The sequence below is a fragment of the Gardnerella sp. DNF00497B genome (genome assembly GCF_049262725.1).
GTDB lineage: Bacteria > Actinomycetota > Actinomycetes > Actinomycetales > Bifidobacteriaceae > Bifidobacterium > Bifidobacterium leopoldii.
In genome coordinates this window covers 173,928-195,346 of sequence record NZ_CP058400.1, presented here as the reverse complement: position 1 = coordinate 195,346, position 21,419 = coordinate 173,928, and the positions used below count along the sequence as shown (strand labels likewise).

The 21,419-nt window shown below is 44.0% G+C and carries 11 protein-coding genes and 3 rRNA genes; 1 reads left to right on the top strand and 13 read right to left on the bottom strand.

From position 1 onward, the window contains the following. Positions 1-9: 9 nt before the first annotated feature. The 4 genes from HXT26_RS00755 to HXT26_RS00740 form a co-directional block, all read right to left on the bottom strand. Positions 10-2,205 carry a choice-of-anchor M domain-containing protein gene (locus HXT26_RS00755; RefSeq protein WP_410299598.1) on the bottom strand — a complete coding sequence of 732 codons (2,196 nt, stop codon included), beginning with the start codon at positions 2,203-2,205 and terminating at the stop codon, positions 10-12. A gap of 13 nt (positions 2,206-2,218) precedes the next feature. Next, positions 2,219-3,421: a choice-of-anchor M domain-containing protein gene (locus HXT26_RS00750; RefSeq protein ID WP_117009056.1), complete on the bottom strand. Its 1,203-nt coding sequence runs from the start codon at positions 3,419-3,421 to the stop codon at positions 2,219-2,221. A 34-nt stretch (positions 3,422-3,455) separates the two neighbouring features. After that, positions 3,456-5,774: a choice-of-anchor M domain-containing protein gene (locus tag HXT26_RS00745; protein WP_117009050.1), complete on the bottom strand. Its 2,319-nt coding sequence runs from the start codon at positions 5,772-5,774 to the stop codon at positions 3,456-3,458. Between the two features lie 226 nt (positions 5,775-6,000). Beyond that, a complete protein-coding gene (locus HXT26_RS00740; protein WP_004118531.1) occupies positions 6,001-6,555 on the bottom strand; it encodes a cysteine hydrolase family protein in 555 nt (184 codons plus the stop codon). A 346-nt stretch (positions 6,556-6,901) separates the two neighbouring features. Between HXT26_RS00740 and HXT26_RS00735 the strand changes: the two genes are divergently transcribed. Next, complete coding sequence (locus HXT26_RS00735; RefSeq protein WP_117009052.1) at positions 6,902-7,462, top strand: hypothetical protein; 561 nt, start codon at positions 6,902-6,904, stop codon at positions 7,460-7,462. A 113-nt stretch (positions 7,463-7,575) separates the two neighbouring features. On the opposite strand, the gene HXT26_RS00730 is transcribed toward HXT26_RS00735, so the two are convergent. From HXT26_RS00730 to HXT26_RS00690, 9 genes are all read right to left on the bottom strand, one after another. Beyond that, the gene (locus HXT26_RS00730) at positions 7,576-8,826 is read right to left on the bottom strand and encodes a DUF6591 domain-containing protein (protein WP_415688424.1); all 1,251 of its coding nucleotides are present in this window, start codon (positions 8,824-8,826) and stop codon (positions 7,576-7,578) included. 381 nt (positions 8,827-9,207) lie between these two features. Then, positions 9,208-9,324, bottom strand: a 5S ribosomal RNA gene (gene rrf / locus HXT26_RS00725). A 179-nt stretch (positions 9,325-9,503) separates the two neighbouring features. Beyond that, a 23S ribosomal RNA gene (locus HXT26_RS00720) occupies positions 9,504-12,565 on the bottom strand. Positions 12,566-12,939: 374 nt separating this feature from the next. Then, a 16S ribosomal RNA gene (locus tag HXT26_RS00715) occupies positions 12,940-14,466 on the bottom strand. Together the 16S, 23S and 5S rRNA genes form the textbook arrangement of a ribosomal RNA operon. 192 nt (positions 14,467-14,658) lie before the next feature. After that, positions 14,659-14,805 (bottom strand): hypothetical protein, encoded by a 147-nt coding sequence (locus tag HXT26_RS00710; protein ID WP_162720529.1) that lies wholly within the window; start codon positions 14,803-14,805, stop codon positions 14,659-14,661. 144 nt (positions 14,806-14,949) lie between these two features. Continuing rightward, positions 14,950-15,765, bottom strand: a complete 816-nt coding sequence (locus HXT26_RS00705) for an HD domain-containing protein (RefSeq protein ID WP_004104700.1) — start codon at positions 15,763-15,765, stop codon at positions 14,950-14,952. 23 nt (positions 15,766-15,788) lie between these two features. Beyond that, the gene (locus tag HXT26_RS00700) at positions 15,789-18,422 is read right to left on the bottom strand and encodes a KUP/HAK/KT family potassium transporter (protein ID WP_012914496.1); all 2,634 of its coding nucleotides are present in this window, start codon (positions 18,420-18,422) and stop codon (positions 15,789-15,791) included. A 164-nt stretch (positions 18,423-18,586) separates the two neighbouring features. Next, positions 18,587-19,567, bottom strand: a complete 981-nt coding sequence (locus HXT26_RS00695) for a TatD family hydrolase (protein ID WP_004104703.1) — start codon at positions 19,565-19,567, stop codon at positions 18,587-18,589. A gap of 54 nt (positions 19,568-19,621) precedes the next feature. Beyond that, positions 19,622-21,418, bottom strand: a complete 1,797-nt coding sequence (locus HXT26_RS00690; protein ID WP_012914497.1) for an ABC transporter ATP-binding protein — start codon at positions 21,416-21,418, stop codon at positions 19,622-19,624. Between the last annotated feature and the right edge of the window lies 1 nt (position 21,419).

Sequence of the window (21,419 nt, the reverse complement as noted above, 5' to 3'; positions counted from 1 at the left end):
CTCCTACTACTAATAGCGCAACAGCCAGTTGAAGTTAATAAGTCCGCGATTGTAGAGATACCAAATTCCTGCACCCAAAACGCCAAGCACAGCAATAATTCCACCAGCAAGAAGCGAATAAGCAAGTAAAGGATTTCGCTTAAATAATCCTGTTACACCTTTTGCTTCAGACTTCACAACATCGTCATTATCGTTCAACTTCTGTCGGTACAAACTTTTAGCAAGCCTCTTGTTACTAATTTTTGAAACAAGACCTTTATGCTTTTTAGCTTTTCTTGGCAATTGTTTTCCAGAGTGTGAATTATTTGATCCAAAACCACGACCACCAACAAAAGAATTTCCGCCACCGACAAAACCGATTCCACGGCTGCCATGATTGCCGCCAGAATGAGGCAAATTAGCAGGTTTTGCTGGATTATGAGGTGCAGAAGGTCCACCTTTTTTGCTTTTGGTGTCCTTTTCTTCATTGTTTTCAACACCGCCAGCAGAGCCCATTGGTGTTTCTTGTGGATCTACACCAACAGCAACGTGAATATTGCGAGTTACTGTAGAATTTCCGTCAGAAGCTTGGAATTGCAATGTGTAATATCCAGGTTTGTCGAAATCCCAATTCGCATGAGCATGCGTATTTGCAGGTATTGTATAATCTGCTGCTCCTTGAGTGGAGAAAATCTCTTGATCTCCGCCGCCCAAACCTCCAAACATCCAAACGCGTACGTTTCCAGGACCTTCAACTCCTGTTAGGCTCAATTGAGTTGGCTTATGAGGATTCATAGACTGATTATTCCAACCCATCCATGGCACACCATCAATTTGTGTTTGCGGTATACGATACACGCCGTTAGTTTTACCAGCATCACCAACTGCGAATACAACTGTATCCGGGTCTCTAAAGACGTGGCTTCCTGTCACATCTTCTTGCACAGCCATATCAACTTTATTTGAATCGCCAGTATATACAGCAATATCAACATGACCGTGGTCTATAACGAGTTTGTCACCCTTGATGTCTTTGAACTTTGTCGAAGTAGATTGCTGACTTTGAGAATCTTGCTTTCCGCTTTTCGCGTTATGTTCCCCATGAATAAGACCACCGTTATTACTTCCAAAAAGTCCTCTATTACTTCCAAGAAGTCCTTGTTGTTGCATTTTTGCTCCAGGCCATGGAGTCACATACACAGTGTTGTTGTTACCGTTAATGAAGAAAGATCCGTTACTTTGTTGCACATTAATACTGTGATCCTCACTTTGAGAATCGTCATTATCATCTGAATCTTCTTCGTCATCTTCACCATCTTCATCACCATCAAAAGATGCGCCATCATAATCAGCAAAATCCCCAGCTGTTACATCATGATTAGTGACGTGGAATGTATAGACTTGCTCAGAACTTTGCTCCTCGTCACCAACGGTAGTAGTAGCCTTCATTTTTAACTTGTACACACCAGGACGGTTAAAAGACCAATACATGTGAGAATGCTTGCCACCAGTCTCAGTGATGTCAACATCTTTCGGCCATCCGTCAACAGAACCAAGCATTTTCTCATAATCGTCACCGCTGCGAGTATACATAAAAACTTCGCCGTTGTGGGGTGCTTCGATACCAGTTAATGACAGTTTGACTGTTGGGTTAACTTTTGTAGAACCAGCTCCCTCATATAACGGTCTAGTATCTAAACCAGGCCATAATGCACCAGTATTTCCAGCTCCAGATTGATCAAAGAACCAGACTACACCTTCGCGAGTTGTTGCGTAGATTTCTTTTATTACCGAATTGTTCTCATCTTTGGAAAGCTGCATGATGTTTTTAGAACCGACTTCAAAAATAAGTCGATTCGTATCGTAACGAGTGCCATCATGATCTTCACTTTCAAACGCATCTCCCAAGGTGCCTAATACTATGCGCCTGCTTGTAGCATCAAAGAAAGTTGCAAAAACGTCAGTATGACCTTTATATGCATGGCACATTACAGCTTTACTATCAGCCGCAGGTTGTGAAGCAGTTTTATCTAAGCGAGCAGCCGTACACGCTTTAAAATTAGCTTGCTTTATTGCGTCAAAATCTTTAGAAGATTTCTTTCCGCTTACAACAGTTGCGTCACTGCCATTGTCAGCAAAAGCTGCGGGAGTTCCCATCATCATGCCACACAAGCACACGCCCACCAACAAAGCGCGAGATAGTTTCTTTATACTATTACGAACCATTTTCGTCACACCATTATTTCCACTGAGTACCATCAGATTGCATATTGTCTGATTGAGAATATTGAGAATTATTAATTGGTGACATCACTGTCGTTTCTTGATCACGCACTAGATTTGACAAAGTACTGTCGCCATTTGCATTATTCACAAAATTTGCATTATTTGCATACTGTTGATTAGCTTGTGCAGAAACTTGCTTAGCAAGCGCAAGATTTCGTGCTTTCTTACTTTTAACTACAGCTATTAGCACAAAAATCACAATAATTACGGCAATAATAGCAACAAAAATACCTACGATTTGAAGAACTAGAGCTGTATCGTCACTTTTCTCAGATACTTTGTGAGAATGCTTATGCTGGTTGCGAAGGAGTTTGTGATGATTGTTAGTTTCATCTTTTGTGGCTTCATCGTTGTCTTCTTCATCTTGATCCTCTTCGTCGCCTTCGCTGCCACTTGCTCCAGCAGCAGCGCCCGCACCTAAAGCAGCATTAGGATCGGTATTATCTCCAACTGCAAAATTAAGAACACGCGTATCGCTTACAGCGCGTCCGTTTTTAAGCTTTCCTGAAAAAGTAAGCTTCACATGATAAATTCCAGGCTTAGAAAACACCCAATTCACGTGAGTATGAGCGTTAGTTTCAATCCAGCTGTTTTGCGGATAACCTTTAGTACTATCCCAAAGCTGCTGTGGATTGTTATTGCCATTTTCTAAGTAAACATGCAATTTGCCTGGACCACTTACTCCTTCAAGCGAAAGGTTTGCACCACGATCGAGCTCGTTAAGCACGCCACCTTCCTGCGTATTCCAACCAAGCCACGGCACATCAGGATTCTGAGTTTGTGGAATAACATACAGCTTCGTTCCAGGCTTTTCGCCAATAAAACTGTAGGCAGCGTCATCAGGCATAGGAATTATTGAATTGCCACCTAATTTAAATACCACATTTTCTGGGTCTCGCCACACTGGTTCATCACCAGTATCATCGCGAATCTTCAATTTCCATTTGCCGTCGATTAGCGTTGGTCCAAAATCAGCATGACCTGCTTGAATCATAACTGGCTGATTGCCTTCAGTGGCATAAGCAGTTTCTTGCATTGGATTTGGTGCACATAAAGATGCAACCAAAGTTACTAAAGAAAATATGAGCGCAAGCAACGCAGTAGAATATGCATGCTTTCGTTTTACTTGCAATGTTTCATTTTGTTTGTAATTCATCATTTAAACTTTCTAGTAATAATACGAATACTATTTACAACAATTTCAATCTAGGACGTACCAAAGCACCGCATGCACCAGTTATTGTGCATAAGCCGACGCTCGCACCTGAAGCTGCAACCGCAACCCACTTAGTCGAGGAACTATCACCTTTTGTATCATCTGAATCATCTTCATACGCTTCATCAGATTCTTCGTTGTATTGCCTTGCACCTTGCAAAGCATGGTGTTCAGTATTCTTAACAAAATCAGGGTTATTGACAGAACTATTTTTGGACTTATTGCCAGAATTATTATCTGTTCTCACGAAATTACGAATAGTCTGTCCACTTTTCTTAGAGCTCTTGTTCTTAGTATGAGTTCCGCCAGAAGTTCGTCGCGATGAATTATGTAACGATGTTCCGCTTGAATTTTCTGTTCTTGTAAAAGAACTAGAACCAGAACTAGCACCACTTTGCGTATTATTTTTAGAATTATTCTTACGATTAGTGCGGTTAGTCTTATTGCGATTCTTCTTTGTGCGCTTGAATTTTCTGTTGGATTTCTTAAAGAAATTAGATTCGAATTGGAATCCACCATTAGAGCTAGATCCGAATAGTCCAGAATTTGCAGCACCGCCGAATACGCCTTTCAAAAAGTTCTTTCCACCAGCGAAATGCTTAGTCTTATTTTTGCGCTTATTATGACGCTTCTCATGGTGCTTTTTCCCGTGAGGGTTCTCATCATCTTCAGAATCAGAACCACTTTGATCATCATCGCCATCATGGTTATGAGAGTGAGGAACACCTTTCATCTCAATAACATAATCGCAAAACTCATCAAACATTTTATTACGGTAAAGTTCACCGTTCTTTAAAACTAAGGAAGGACGAATCGTTGCACCTTGCATTGACGCATCAAGTTTTAGCTCCAACTTGCTGCTTGCAGCACCCGGAATGCGCTTAAATTCGCTTTCTCCTTCCTTTTTCATCAACCAAACATAATCTTTGACAATGGAAGTTACTGGACTTGTCGGATCGTCAATTGGCGCACCGGTAACACCGTCGGTTGCAACATGAGGGTTAAGCAATACTGTTTTCGCGTGTAAAGTATCCCCTGGTTTGAAACGCTTATAAGGAGCAATTGCTTTTACTACAGGATGTCCGTCGGCACCGTGATCTTCAACGGCGATGGTTGCAGACGCAGTATCTTTGCCAACTTGCGTTTCACCTTCAGTTGCGTGAGCATACACTTTCATCTTGTTCATTGCAGGCTCAGCCGGAAGCTGCAATCTCTCAGCAAAAAGAGTGGTTCCATACGCGTCAGGACCTTCGTCAGCACGCACATATCTCCACTCAATACGAGCACCCTTTGGTTTGTTAACTACTTTTAAGTCTAAACCACCATAACCTTCGTATGAATGATAATGCGGATGAGGCCCGGAATCACGAATATTGCCGATGCGCATATCGCCGCCATCGTCTTTATCTGTGTCTTTATGATCTTTGGAAGCTTCGTGCGCTTCTTCATCATCGTCAGGATTAATAAAATCACCGCGACGGTGCAAATCAAGCGTTTCCGTAATGCCAGAAGCAGGTACTTCGCCTGAATATGTATCTTCTACTTCAAAAGTGTATTCTGCAGGTTCGGTTGTGATCTGCTTCTTAGTGTTCTTATTTGTAATAGTTGCTGCTACTTTTAGCTTGTAAACGCCAGGCTGCGTAAATCCCCAGTTTGCATGCACGTGGCCAGCAGTATGTTGGTGAATTACGCCAGGTAGCATAAATCGACTGCCATCAGTATCAGGTTCGTCGTCTAAATCATTCTCTTCAAATGATAATTTCTTCGAATTTTTTCCAATGCCATCGGTAGTCCAAAGCAGAATGCGCCCGTTCATTGGTCCAGTAACTTGCTGAATTGCAATATCTGCTGTTGCATCATCTGCGTGAGATGCGCCAACTAAAGATGCAGCATAACCTGTGTCCCAACCCGGGAAAAGAGGGTTCCCTTTTTGATTTCCGGAACTATCGAGATAGTAGTATTCAGTAGCGAGAGCAGGAAGTTGCGATTTTGTAGTGTACGTGCTTTTAGCTACGCGCAAAGTAGTGTTTTCAGGCTTTAAGAAAGTAGCAGCGTCTTTTTCGACGGCCATAATGAATTTACCATTGTATTGAATTGGGTAAAACACGTCTGTATGGCCGTGACTTAGCACTTCCTTTTTTGTAGGATCGTATTTTTCAGCAGGATTACCATTTTCTAATGCAACTGCCGGTAAAGCTGCACTAAATCCTGATGCGAGCACGGCAATGGCAAGTATTGCAACACTTGCCATTGCAAAAGCACGTTTCACAATATTCCTAATGACCTGAGTCATAATTACTATTTCGCTCTCTACACTTCATCTTCTTATCGTTATATGCGCTCTTCTTTTCGCAAATAATTATGGAAGATTTTTAACAACGTCTATTAATAATAATAATGATTCTCATTAATAGCAAGTCGACACTCCGAATAAACAAAAACGCTGGCAGCTTAAAGCAACCAGCGTCGATTATTTAATAATTATTCAATATCTATCTAATATTTTTTAAAAGCAACTTTTAGCCTTCCACAATATCAGCATTAAGGCAAGTCTTAAAATGACGCAAAGCCCATTCGTGACCTGCAGGATCAAAGCTTGCAACGGCATCCTTGTGAACCACAATCTTGAATCCAAGATTATACGCATCGACAGCAGTGTGAAGCACGCAAATATCCGTGCAAACTCCCACCAAATGCAGCTCCTCAATATGGCGTTCGCGAAGCTTAATCAGCAAATCCGTGCCATTAAACGAAGAGTAGCGAGTTTTATGAATGTAATACACGTTGCTTTTATCTTTATTTGCTTCGTAAAAATCACCAAGTGTGCCATATAACTTCTGGCCGTGAGTTCCTGCGATATTGTGAGGTGGGAAAAGCTTAGTTTCAGGATGATACGGATCGTTCAAATGGTGCGTATCAATCGCAAAAACCACGAACTCACCAGCGTCAAGAAATTCCTGCGAAATCTCAGTAATACGCTTCTCGAGCTTTTGCGCAGGCTCGCCCACAGTAAGAGAGCCATCGCTTGCCACAAAATCATTCGTATAATCAATGTTAATAAGGGCTTTATTCATACCCACTCCTTGTATGAAATTTACAGAATAATCGCAAATAGCATTACTGCTAACAGCATTATTGCAAATAGCTCTACTGCAATAGCATAATCGCTTTAGTTACAATATTCCGCATTCTTAATTGCTTGATTTTATTTCAATTGATAGCCCAATTATCAACTCAATTGCTGGCCCAATTGCAATCGGCGCAATACCTTAATATTCAAAGAATACTCAAAGCTCACTTGCTTCTGCACCGACTATCATCATTTAATCACTACCTTGCGGCAAATTTTAAATCTTACTGATAAAATATTGGAACAAAAAACAAATTAACAGTACTAAGTAGTTTTATAGGTAGGAAAATATGAAAAAAATAAAAATTCACCAGATTGTTAATCTTATTTTTAGCGGCATTGCTTTAATTGGATTGCTTCTGCCATATTCTTCATCGTACGGAGAATACAGGAATTTTTTGACATCAAATCCAGACATCTTGTTCGCAAAAGAAATAGGTTTTAAAAATATTGACGCTGTCGATTTATCGATGTTAGAAAATCTTAGGTTATATTTCTGTCTTGCTAATAATTCTCATGGAAATGACTGGCTCAAGAATGAAGCAATAATAAATGTTGTTCTCATAATTGCACTGATCGCATCTATACTTCTTATACTATTGTTTACACTTTTAAATAAGCCTGTTGCAAATATTGTATTTGCACTCATCTTGGCAGCTGCATCACTTCTTATGAATTATGACGCAGTAAGCCGTCATGCACTTCCTTCAGATAATTATACTTTTGGCTTTACATATTACCTTTATACGCCGTTGGCAGTGGCTGTAATAGTTTGCTCAATAGTTGGAATTGTCATAAAAAAGAAAGAAAAGAAAGCTGCAAGACTTTCAAATTTTGCACATGCAAAATAAGAGTAAACAAAATTGTAAATTGTAAGCAGTTTACAAAATAATTGTAGGGGTCAATATTTTAGAACATTGACCCCTACTATTATCGCTACATTTGCAAACAAATATAGTTAATACTATTGGGACACAGCTATAAGTTTCTTAGAAACTCTCGCTTGAACATCAACATAATAATTAAGCTCATCAGAGTTCAAATCTTTGCTATGCCAATTGTTGAACTTTTTTACTGCATCATTATATTTATCTAAATACGCAGAGTACTCATTAAGAATAGTCTTATCAGTTGGATTTTTCTTATACTTTTTCATGAACGCAACATATTCGTCCATAACTGTTTCATAGCTATCCATTGCCGCTTTGAAATCACTACGCAATCCATTAACAAGCTTCGTGTTAGTTTTAGGTTTTGGTTCAGCTTTTGGAGTAGCTTGCTTTGGAGCAGCCTTTGCGGCATCTTTCTTCGCATCAGACTTATTGGAATCATCACTGTCTTTAGACTCGTTATCTGGAGCACTGATACTAATGCTCATAATATTATTGCCTTCGTATCCTAATGACAAATCCCAACCTGAATTATTTTTCGCATTGTACAAATCATCTTTCTTGCTGTAGTCAACTGTAAAACCTTTATCAGAGCAAGCTTTCACATATTTCTCATAATCTTCCATACTGGTGTTGCCAATATAAACTTTAAAGCTATCCTCATTTTCGTATGAGAACTTTCCGAATATAGATTTTGGTACAGGCAATTGATTAGCTGCTTTACTCGATGGCCAAGTAATTGGAGACATTTCCATCGGCGCATTCAGCGCGATACTTAGCTGATTATTGCTTTCATAACGAAGCAATTTTAATTTATAGCCTTCACTGTTATAAGAAGAATATTCTGTAGAATCAGTTTTTGAATCTACAGTAAATCCTTTATCCTTGCAAGCTTTAATATAATCATTAAACTGTTTGGCAGAAATATTGTTTATATCAACATTCATTTCTTCAGAAGAGTTTTCAATGATTTTACCCATGTTAGATGGAGGATTTGGCAATTCTGAGCCTAAAACCATCTCATTCCAATTAATAACAACGCCGTTATCTAATTTTTTAATATTCAAGAATCCGCATATTGCAACAACAATTATTATTATGCTGAGTAAATAAAACCAAAATCTTTTATAAATTGGCTTTTTCTTTTTGGCATGCATGCTGCCATAACCTGTAGCTGCTGGAACAGTGAGATTCTGTTGCGGCGGCGGAACAGGAATATTTTGCTCAAAAGTCGAAGCTGCTGTTGATTGTTCGACCTTTAATTTTGATCCGCAGTATGGGCAGAAGTCATTCCAAGACTCCATTCCGCAACTTGTACATTTCATACATCATCTCCTAACAATATTGATACGCATATATCATGAAAATGCATCTCATGCTTTGCTATAAATAATATCAAATAAATTGTTGGACTTTTAAGTATTAAATGTTGTATGAGTTTTGGGGGTTTAACGTCAACATCTGCTCCATTTGCGAGACGACACTCGCACTATACGTGCTCGCTACGAAACTCGCGTTGGAAGTCCACTGGACTTCCAACTTAAGCGAGTTTCCGCTCCGAATTGCCTTCGCGCGCTAAATCGCAGCGCTCAGACAGGTCGTCGCGCCCACGTTTGAAGGATTACAGATAACAGTATACGAAAACGAAAGAACAGTATGCGAATATGAAAAAAGCGGGGAGTAAAAAACTCCCCGCTAGAAAAATAATGCGGCAGCGTGCTAGTCTCCCACACCCTATCGAGTGCAGTACCCTCGCCGTGTCAGGCCTTAGCTTCCGGGTTCGGAATGGGACCGGGCGTCTCACCTGAGCCATGACCACCGCAAAACTAGATTATACACTCAAAACCATTGAGTGGCAACACGTGGCGGTTAGGGAACCGGACATGAACGCGCGTAAAAACTCTTTTACCAACTGATCGTTAAGCAAAACATTCAGTACTCATTAACGCTAGAAGAATAATACTCATAAGGAACTCACCCTCCCCACTAGTAAAAGTGAGGAAGAATGTCACCATCGCCCGTTAGTACTAGTCAGCTCCACCCCTTACAGGGCTTCCACATCTAGCCTATCAACCACGTGTTCTACATGGGGGCTCACACACTAAAGTGCAAGGAATGCTTATCTTGGAGCAGGCTTCCCGCTTAGATGCTTTCAGCGGTTATCCCTTCCGAACGTAGCTAACCGGCAGCGCCACTGGCGTGACGACCGGCATACCAGAGGTTCGTCCACCCAGGTCCTCTCGTACTATGGGCAGGTCTCCTCAACATTCCAACGAGCGCAGAGGATAGAGACCAAACTGTCTCACGACGTTCTGAACCCAGCTCGCGTGCCGCTTTAATCGGCGAACAGCCGAACCCTTGGGACCTGCTCCAGCCCCAGGATGCGACGAGCCGACATCGAGGTGCCAAACCATCCCGTCGATATGGACTCTTGGGAATGATCAGCCTGTTATCCCCGGGGTACCTTTTATCCGTTGAGCGATGCCACGTCCGTACGCCGGCACCGGATCACTATCTCCGACTTTCGTCCCTGCTCGACCCGTCAGTCTCACAGTCAAGCCCGCTTGTGCGATTACACTCAACACCCGATTGCCAACCGGGCTGAGCGGACCATTGAGCGCCTCCGTTACTCTTTAGGAGGCAACCGCCCCAGTTAAACTACCCGCCAGGCACTGTCCCTGACACGGATAACGCGTCGAGGTTAGACGCCAGATATGGAAAGAGCGGTATTTCACCTGTCGACTCCACGCAAGCTAGCGCCCACGCTTCACAGCCTCCCGCCTATGCTACACGATCCACACCTAACGACAATACCAAGGTATAGTAAAGGTCCCGGGGTCTTTTCGTCCTTCTGCGCTTAACGAGCATCTTTACTCGTACTGCAATTTCGCCGGGCTCCTGGCCGAGACAGTGGGGAAGTCGTTACGCCATTCGTGCAGGTCGGAACTTACCCGACAAGGAATTTCGCTACCTTAGGATGGTTATAGTTACCACCGCCGTTTACCGGGGCTTAAATTCACCGCTTCACCGAAGCTAACGGATCCTCTTAACCTTCCGGCACCGGGCAGGCGTCAGAGCGTATACAGCGGCTTACGCCTTCGCACGCTCCTGTGTTTTTGGTAAACAGTCGCTACCCCCTAGCTTGTGCCACCCCCAACAGCTCAACAATGTAAAACCATATCACCATCAGGGGTCTCCCTTATGCCGAAGGCACGGGAGTAATTTGCCGAGTTCCTTGGCCAGGATTCGCCCGATCGCTTCGGTATACTCTACCAGACCACCAGTGTCGGTTTAGGGTACGAGCGGAATCACACCTCACGTTGAAGCTTTTCTTGGCAAGCAGGATCACCGGAATCAGCCTTACAGCCTACCCATCACGCCTCAGCTTAACATCCCCCGGATTTACCTAGGAGACAGCCCACACGCTTAGCCACGGAAAACCACCTCCGCAGCCGGCTACCTACCCGCGTCACTCCCACGCTAACCTACTACCGATACAGTCCCAACACAAACCCATCAACAACCCCGAAAGGCAATCAACAAGAAAATGAAGGTTAGTACTCTCAGATTCAGTTCGAACGGTGTAACACCGGTACGGGAATATCAACCCGTTCATCCATTCGACTACGCCTGTCGGCCTCGCCTTAGGACTCGACTCACCCGGGGACGACGAACGTGGCCCCGGAACCCTTAGTCATTCAGCGGACGGGATTCACACCCGTCTCTCGCTACTCATGTCTGCATTCTCACTCCTGTAAAGTCCACGACAAGTTCACACTGCCGCTTCACCCCATACAGGACGCTCTCCTACCCCGCATGAACAAAATTCATGCAGCCGCGTCTTCGGTGGCGTGCTTAAGCCCCGCTACATTGTCGGCGCGGAACCACTAGACCAGTGAGCTGTTACGCACTCTTTCAAGGATGGCTGCTTCTGAGCCAACCTCCTGGCTGTCTATGCGACTCCACATCCTTTCCCACTTAGCACGCGCTTCGGGACCTTAGACGACGATCAGGGCTGTTTCCCTTTTGACGACGGAGCTTATCCCCCGCCGACTCACTGCCGTGATAAACCTAACAGGTATTCGGAGTTTGGCTGCTATTGGTACCCGGTATGGGCCCGCAAGCATCCAGTAGCTCTACCCCCTGTAAGCAATAACACGACGCTGCACCTAAATGCATTTCGGAGAGAACCAGCTATCACGGAATTTGATTGGCCTTTCACCCCTAACCCCAAGTCATCCCCCCAGTTTTCAACCTAGGTGGGTTCGGTCCTCCACACGGTCTTACCCGCGCTTCAACCTGCTCAGGGCTAGATCATCCCGCTTCGGGTCCAGGACATGCGACTCAAACGCCTTTTAAAACTCGCTTTCGCTACGGCTCCCCCACCCGGGTTAGCCTCGCCACATACCACTGACTCGCAGACTCATTTTTCGATAGGCACGCCGTCACCCCACAAAGAAGGCTCCGACGGATTGTAAGCGCACGGTTTCAGGAACTATTTCACTCCCCTCCCGGGGTGCTTTTCACCTTTCCCTCACGGTACTAGTACACTATCGGTCAGACAGGAATACTTAGGCTTACCCAACGGTCTGGGCAGATTCACGCGGGATTCCACGAGTCCCGCGCTACTTGGGAATAAACATAAAGAGACATCGCACGACAAGCTACGGGGCCATCACCCTCTACGGCTGGGAATTCAATCCCATTCACCTAGCACGACATTTTATCACTCTCCTCAACCCCGTCAGAGGCTGAACAGTCCATCCCACGACCCCGAATGCGCAACACCTGACGGCTATCACACGCACCCGGTTTAGCCTGATCCGCTTTCGCTCGCCACTACTCACGGAGTATCCTTTCCTGCAGGTACTGAGATGTTTCACTTCCCTGCGTACCCCCCACAAAAACCGTGGTGACCACTCATAACAGTGGCCGGGTCTCCCCATTCGGAAATCCTCGGATCAAAGCCCACTCGGCAGCTCCCCGAGGCATATCGCAGCCCGTCACGTCCTTCATCGGTCCTGTCTACCAAGGCATCCACCATACGCCCTTACCAGTGACAAACACTAAAGTAAGAACCCATCAGCAAAATTCTCTAGACAAAAAATCATCACACTAAACGATCACAAAACGATCAAGCGACTCCAACAAAAGGAGCCGGTTGAAATTGATAAAAGCAAAAAAATCGAAACCAAAAAAGTCTCGCATTTTACTCGCGTCCACTATCCAGTTCTCAAACCACCACAACACCACAAAACCAGCATCAACACTCAAAAAGCATCAACCTGAAATCCTGTGAGTCAAGGACCGCAACCCCAAAACAAGGGGGGTGGCAATCCGGGAACCCAAAAGCATGCCCAACAAACTCATATAAACGTTAACCACTGTTTTCCACACCAGTAACCACACTCAACCGAGCGTGCACAAAAACTCCGTAGAAAGGAGGTGATCCAGCCGCACCTTCCGGTACGGCTACCTTGTTACGACTTAGTCCCAATCACGAGCCTCACCTTAGACGGCTCCATCCCAAAAGGGTTAGGCCACCGGCTTCGGGTGCTGCCCACTTTCATGACTTGACGGGCGGTGTGTACAAGGCCCGGGAACGCATTCACCGCGACGTTGCTGATTCGCGATTACTAGCGACTCCGCCTTCACGTAGTCGAGTTGCAGACTACGATCCGAACTGAGACCGGTTTTAAGGGATCCGCTCCATGTCACCATGTCGCATCCCGTTGTACCGGCCATTGTAGCATGCGTGAAGCCCTGGACGTAAGGGGCATGATGATCTGACGTCATCCCCACCTTCCTCCGAGTTAACCCCGGCGGTCCCCCGTGAGTTCCCGGCATAACCCGCTGGCAACACAGGGCGAGGGTTGCGCTCGTTGCGGGACTTAACCCAACATCTCACGACACGAGCTGACGACGACCATGCACCACCTGTGAACCTGCCCCGAAGGGAAACCACATCTCTGCAGTCGACAGGCACATGTCAAGCCCAGGTAAGGTTCTTCGCGTTGCATCGAATTAATCCGCATGCTCCGCCGCTTGTGCGGGCCCCCGTCAATTTCTTTGAGTTTTAGCCTTGCGGCCGTACTCCCCAGGCGGGACGCTTAACGCGTTAGCTCCGACACGGAACCCGTGGAATGGGCCCCACATCCAGCGTCCACCGTTTACGGCGTGGACTACCAGGGTATCTAATCCTGTTCGCTCCCCACGCTTTCGCTTCTCAGCGTCAGTAACAGCCCAGAGACCTGCCTTCGCCATTGGTGTTCTTCCCGATATCTACACATTCCACCGTTACACCGGGAATTCCAGTCTCCCCTACTGCACTCTAGCCCGCCCGTACCCGGCGCAGACCCACCGTTAAGCGATGGGCTTTCACACCAGACGCGACGAACCGCCTACAAGCTCTTTACGCCCAATAATTCCGGATAACGCTTGCGCCCTACGTATTACCGCGGCTGCTGGCACGTAGTTAGCCGGCGCTTATTCGAAAGGTACACTCACCCGAAGGCTTGCTCCCAATCAAAAGCGGTTTACAACCCGAAGGCCTTCATCCCGCACGCGGCGTCGCTGCGTCAGGGTTTCCCCCATTGCGCAATATTCCCCACTGCTGCCTCCCGTAGGAGTCTGGGCCGTATCTCAGTCCCAATGTGGCCGTCCGCCCTCTCAGGCCGGCTACCCGTCGAAGCCTAGGTGGGCCATTACCCCGCCTACAAGCTGATAGGACGCGACCCCATCCCATGCCACTAAACACTTTCCCAACAAGACATGCGTCAAGTTGGAGCATCCAGCATTACCACCCGTTTCCAAGAGCTATTCTGGAGCATGGGGCAGGTTGGTCACGCATTACTCACCCGTTCGCCACTCTCACCAGTCAGCAAGCTGACTAGATCCCGTTCGACTTGCATGTGTTAAGCACGCCGCCAGCGTTCATCCTGAGCCAGAATCGAACCCTCCACGAAAAACTTCAATGAAGAGCCAACAAAAGGCTCCAATATTAAAAAGAAAAAGACGAGACATTCTTTAAGGAAAGAACATCCCAACAAAAAACCTCACCACCATTTAACCATCTCTCAGGCACCCTGCAATCTGCAAGGCAGGCAATGAACTGGCAATAATTAACTAATAAGTAGTACAGACACGCTCTTGAGTTCTCAAACCACCACCACACCAGCCGGCCCATCAACCTCAACCGAGGAGAACCAGCCGCGCTGAGCAGCAAGAGATAAACTTACACCAACCCACGCTAAAACGCAAACCCACCAAAAACAAACACCCCAAAACCATTGAAAACAAGCCAAAACACCGGCGTGTCGAAAACCACGCAAAAAACACCAAAAAACATGCTATCTGATATTGAATCTATAAAAAACTTTTTAAAAAATAATAGATTTCTTAAAAAATACACAAAAATAGGATAAAAATACGCAAAAAATCAATAGCGCTCACGCATCAACACGCATATTAAAGATTTCTGCCAGGCCTGCAATATCTGGCTCACCATATTTCGTAACTAATTGCATCCACCGATTAGCATTGTCTTCACCAAATCGCGCAGCCTTGCGACGATAAGAATCAACTGTCAAAAAACGAGGAGGTATCGATTTGCTGTTATATTTATCCGCAACCATAACAATTTCTTGCTCAACTGTTTGCGGAATATAGTCTTCAGCAGGAAGAGGCAAATTTTGCGCAACAACTTGCTCTCGAGTTAAGCCAACTCCAGTATGGTTGCGCGCAAATTGCGCAGCATCCTCACTAAAACCATTATCAATTAAATATTTATATCCGCGCAAACCATGCAAAATATAATTCGGTCCATCAAAGCGTAATATGCCACCAGCGTTACTACTGCCATCACTTTCAAGCACAAAATACGTGCCAATATCATGCAACAATCCACCTATTAAAGCTGCGTATTCATCAATATACTGTTTTGGAGCTAAGCCATCACTAACCGCAGGTAATATTGCATAACTATCTCCGACAAGCTCCTGAAGGCAATTTTTTGCTATTTCAGCACGCTTACGCAAAGTTCCACTCATTTGAGCAGCACGATTTTCAGCGGACAAAAGCATATTGCAATGATGAGCAATTTGCCAAGCAATTGTTGAGATTACAACACAATGACCGTGAATAAGCTCATAAGCAGCAGAAGATGGTGCAGTTGCACTATGCAATTTCTCTACTTCACCAAAATCAGGTAGATTAGCGAGTTTTATCGAGTTGCAATTAAGTATGCTTTCTGCACCATTTTCCATTTTAAGGCTCTTCCTTAAGATTCTTACTTAAGATTATTTTTTGCACTCTTTTCAGTTGCTGCACTCTTTTCAGATTTCACACTATTCGCATCATTGGCACGAGCAGCATCCTCCACAGCCTGCACAACAGCATGCGTTACATTCGCTGCATCGATATTTGCCCCATCTTTATTAGGCTTCTCCACGCTAACTTTTTTTGTCTCTTTAATTGGAACTGGGCTAATTTTCCCAGTATTGGCAAGTTTTTCGTTAGCAAACATCACATTAGCAGCAGCAATATCTCGTGCGTTCATAACAGCAGTCTGCTCAGCATCAGTAGGTCTGATATCTTTCACAACGTGAATATTAGTTTCAAGCGCTGAGGCACCTTGCAAAGATTGAACTGCTCGCTGAGAACAGTCTTCACGCTTCAAACGCGGAGGTCTGCGAGTAGAAACAAACAACGGCTGCACTTCAACAACCGGATTGTAAGGAGCCAAACCAAACCATTTAACAGGCGTACCAGCAACATGTCTAATTGCATATTTCATCTTTAAAGATAACGCTCCACGCACAGAAATATTAGATTCCGGCATCAACGCTTTGTGCAACAGAACATAGCGAATTGGTCCAATATCTGGATCTGCATCAACCTTTGGATACACGGATTTTTGCTGAGGAAGTTCGCCCGTGTGCGATAAGTCATGCATAATTTGGTGAAGATACGCTGGTATAGAAGGCGACACTTTAAATCCGAGTTTAATTTTTACGCGGAATAAGTAGTCCGTACCGAAATTCTCTACACAATACTCACGAGTAAACGGAGCGTCATCTGTTTCTACAGAAACAGCCCACCAAGCTCTAGCACGCTTTGGATGGTCGGCAAAAATAGAGAAGAAGATTCCAGTATCGAGACGCTTCATTTCACGATCGGAAGTCAAATACACAATATTGTCAGCGAAATACGGAATACGGAAATCTCCGTGCAACTTATCTAGCACAGGTAGGAAATCTTTCGGTTTCATGTGCAAACGTTGCGAACGCTCAATTTTAGTTCCATCTTTCCAAGTGACCATAATGATCAAAATTGAAACACCGAGCAGCATAGTAAACCAGCCACCGTGCATGAATTTCGCCATGGAAGCCACAAAGAACATCATCTCAATCATGAGGAATACGATTGCAAATATGAAGGCACCAAATCGCTTCTTTTGATACCACATGTGCACTGTGAGCAAAATAGTCGTAGCAAGCATAGTTAGAGTTAAAGCTAAACCGTATGCGCCAGAGATATGTTCAGAATCGCGGAATACTGCAAGAACCGTAATAGTGGCAACACACAGCACAACATTCACAACTGGAATATACAGCTGTCCACGAGTTCTAGCAGGATATCGCACTTGCAAATGTGGCATCCAATTTAGGCTTGTTGCCTCAGAAACCATTGTGTATGCGCCTGTAATCAACGCTTGAGAAGCAATAATGCCAGCAGTAACCGAAAGAATAACGGCAACATATCGCACATTCGGTTCAAGCATTTGGAAGAATGGGTTCAAACCTTCTATCGACCATAATGCTTTATCGTTTTGATTTTTCAACATCCAAGCGCCTTGCCCAAAGTAATTCAGCAGCAAAGCAACTTTAATAAACGGCCAGGTTGCGTACACATTGCCTCTACCAACATGACCCATATCAGAATATAACGCTTCAGCACCGGTAGTAGAAAGGAAGATCACACCCATAACCGCTAATCCCTGCACATTATGCGTGCTAAACAGGAATTTTATGCCATGAATCGGGTTAAGTGCTTCAAAAATAGTCCAATCTTGGCCAATGTTCATGACACCAACCAGCGCAAGGAAAGCAAACCAAAGCATCACAACAATGCCAAATACTTTGCCAATTCGCTCAGTTCCGCGTTGCTGTACAGAGAAAAGTATGACGATTATAATAACCGTAATCATCATCGACAAATTCTCATTTTCTAAGAATATTGGCTTAAACACTGCAATAGTGCGCAAACCTTCAACTGCTGAAGAGATGGAAACTGCAGGAGTCAGCACAGAATCTGCCAAAAACGCGGCTCCACCAATCATTGCCGGTATCGCAAGCCATGCGCCTTTTTTACGTAGAAGCGAATATAAAGCAAAAATGCCGCCTTCGCCTTTGTTGTCTGTTCTCATTGCAACAAATACGTATTTTACGGTTGTAATTAATGTGATTGACCAGAACAGTAGCGAAAGCATTCCGTAGATAGTCGCGCGATTTATGTTTTGTAAGCCGCCTTGACCTGCTAAAAATGTTTGCGCAGTATAAAGCGGAGAAGTACCAATATCGCCATAAACAACGCCAAGAGCAACAATTGCCATTCCCAATGTAAAACGATCGGAACTGGTTTGCAATTTTGCCCACCATCTACCTAATGGACCTCGTACGGCACTAGCAACAAGCTTTTCCGCTTCTTTTACCTCTTGCGCTTGCTGCTGAGCTATTACTTTGCGCTCTTCGCGTGTTGTCGTTTTTTTTGACACCTGAGGAGCCTTAGTAAACGAGGCAGCTCGCAATATAGCATCCTTAGTACCTTTTAAGGATTTAGTGCTTTTCTCGGAATCTTTCGCGCCGTTGCGAGGATCCTTTGTACTATCGTTTGACGGTACAGCAGTGCGTGACTTAGTCATGCTTAATTGTTCCTCCATATATGAGGCTTCTTCTTGATGCCAACAAGAAGTCGCATAAACCTCACACCTCACAGTTTTATTTCCGTACTTGGATATTGTATACAACAATAGTGCATCGCGCAAAAAATATTAAAAAATCCTTGAAAATTAAGGATTTTATATTCCTAAAATTCGTAAATTTTTCGCGTATTTTCGCGTGTAACTTTCGCTGCTTGCAATAACGATATATTTAGAACTTCAGAAAGTGTTTCTAGCGTATAAGGAACCATATAAGGCGCGTTTGGCCGTCCACGATACGGCATTGGCGTTAAATAAGGCGCATCCGTTTCAACAGTTATATGGTCTTTGCCAATAATTCGCGCAGATTCGCGTAATTCATCATTGCCTTTGTAACTTATAGTTCCAGAAAAACTTGCGTACCAACCGTGCTCTTTCAATATTTCGGCTAAATCCACAGCACCAGCATAACTGTGAAATACTGTTCGCTCAGGAGCGCCATCTTTTAGTAAGACTTTCACTACGTCTTCATGCGCATCACGATCGTGAATTTGTAAAGGTAAATTCAGCTCTTTTGCGAGCGCAATATGGTCGCGGAAAGCCTCTATTTGTGCTTCTCGCGCAGGCTCTCCCGTACGAAAGTAGTCTAAACCGGTTTCACCTATTGCCACTACTTCTTTTGGATGAGCAATTACTAGCGAGCGCAAATGTTGCATAGCTTCGTCAAATGGAATATCGTGATACGGCTTGTAAACTATCGGTAGTCCGTCAGGTCCTTGAGCGCCTTTGTGACCATGTAATACTGCTTCGTTTGGATGTATTGCTATTGCTGCACGAACTGAATTTTCATGCGTTTGAGCAAACTTAATCGTCGGCTCCCAATCTGGATATTCACATCCGACTTCTAGCATGTGTGAAACGCCTGATGATTTTGCTTGAGCAACTAAATCGTCTGCAGTAGGTTCCGCTATTAAATCGCGACCTTTTTCTGCTAATTCTTGATTCAAATTATGTGCAAAATCCACAACGCTAAGCATGTGCGTGTGATCGTCTGCAATTGTTATGCCTTCTTGTAGCAGATTTTCCCATACTGCAGATTGCGCTGCTAAAGCCGGCGCCCAATTATGTTCGCGATGATGTTTACTCATATTTTTAAGTCTACTCGCAAACTCAACTGTCAATTTTTATTGAATGATAAGTATTTATAAAACTGCTTTGCGAATTGCATCATATTGCGATTTTACAAGACGATAATACGCTCCTCTTGCCTCCATAAGCTCGTTATGAGTGCCTTTTTCAACAATTTCTCCATGATCGATTACACAAATCAAATCCGCATTCTCAATCGTCGAAAGCCTATGCGCTATTACAAAAGATGTGCGATTTTTAAGTAATTGAGCTAATCCTGCCTGTAATGCTTCTTCTGTACGAGTATCAATATTACTTGTTGCCTCATCTAGAATAAGAATTCGCGGATTCGCAAGCAATACTCGCGCAAACGATATAAGCTGACGCTGACCTGCAGAAAGAGTGGCTCCGCGCTCTTCAATTTCAGTATCGTATCCGTTCGGTAATCCTTCAATAAATTCGTGAGCATGAACTGCGCGCGCTGCATTCTCAATTTCTTCATCAGTGGCATCGAGCTTCCCATAACGGATGTTCTCGCGTACGGTTCCACTGAAAATAAAGCTATCTTGCAACATTACGCCCATTTGTTTTCTAAGAGATGCGAGCGTTACTGAACGTACATCGTACCCGTCTATAGTAATCGAGCCTTCTGAAACGTCGTAGAATCTAGAAAGAAGACTTACAAGAGTTGTTTTTCCTGCGCCAGTAGGCCCCACAAGAGCTACAGTAGTACCAGGATTAACATGCAAATCAACCAAGTTCAATATTGGCCTTCCATCTTCTTCGTAACGGAAAACAACGTCATTTACGTCTACTTTTCCTTCGATCTGAGGCAATTGAATAGCATCTGGCTTATCTACAATATTTGGCTTAATTCGTAAAGTTTCAAAAATTCGTTCCAAATAAACTGAGCACGTTACAAGTTGCGTGTAGAAGTTTCCAATATTTACTACTGGATCCCAGAAAGTAGTCGAATACCAAACAAATGCTATAAGCGTGCCCGTGCTCACGTTCATTGCACCTAAGTTTGCTATGCCAGCGTAATACAAAAGCGCTATTGCTGCAGTCTCAATAATTGAAGCACCAGGCCAAAGTAACATTTGCACTCTAACGTTTCGCATCCAAGCACTTCTTACTTCTGCTTGTTGCTCTTGAAAAGTAGTGTATGCCATAGCTTCTCGCGCAAAAGTTTGCGTTGTTTTTACTCCTGCGATTGATTCGTGCAAATACGCATTTAAATTACTTTGTTTATTTGATAACTTTTTAGACGCTTTTCTTTGCAAAATTTGTAAAGTTCGCGTCCAAATTATAAATATTGGGAATAGCGCCAAGCTCCACAAAGCCATTCGCCAATCTATAACAAACATTGTTATTAATGTAATAATAAGCACAAAAACGTCAGAAAATACGTTAATTAAACCGGATGAAAGCGTGTCAGAAAGCGTATTGATGTAGTTTACAATGCGAATCAGAATTTTCCCATGCGGACGCGAATCAAAATAATCAAAAGACAGTGATTGCACATGCGTAAAAATATCGCGACGCATGTCTTTGATTATCATCTGGCCGATGCGTGTAATCGCTAAAGTTCTGTATGCTAAACCGAGTTCATACAATATAATGAGCACTGCAAATACTGCAATAATTGTATATAAATAATTGACGTTTTTCTGAGGCAATACAACGTCGATTAGCGTTTTTGTAATCATTGGCATCGCTGTCATAATTATGCTGCCGCTAATAACTACCATAATTACGAATAGAAGTTTAGTAGCATACGGCTTCATATATTTTCTAACGCGCATAAGCTCGTGCACATTTATGTGTTCTTCTTGAGCTTCGTCTTCACGATAAGTATTACGTTGTGCCATT